We start from the raw sequence: 219 nt of genomic DNA on the forward strand, positions 1-219 counted from the left end.
TTCCTTGCTCAGGCTTTTTAGCTGTCTCTACTTGTTTCTGTTTTTCTACTTTCTTCTGTTCTTCTACTTTCTTCTGCTCTTCTACTTTCTTTTGCTCTTCTACTTTCTTCTGCTCTTCTACTTTCTTTTGCTCTTCTACTTTCTTCTGCTCTTCTACTTTCTTCTGCTCTTCTACTTTCTTCTGCTCTTCTACTTTCTTCTGCTCTTCTACTTTCTTCT

1 protein-coding gene is annotated in these 219 nt (G+C 37.0%); it reads right to left on the reverse strand.

What is annotated here, in order from left to right; all coding sequences use genetic code 11:
* A partial coding sequence (locus MR115_RS30415) for a hypothetical protein (protein ID WP_242243868.1) occupies window positions 1-219 on the reverse strand: 219 nt, incomplete at both ends.

This window comes from Bacillus cereus group sp. BfR-BA-01309 (genome assembly GCF_022664315.1).
Taxonomy (GTDB): domain Bacteria; phylum Bacillota; class Bacilli; order Bacillales; family Bacillaceae_G; genus Bacillus_A; species Bacillus_A mobilis.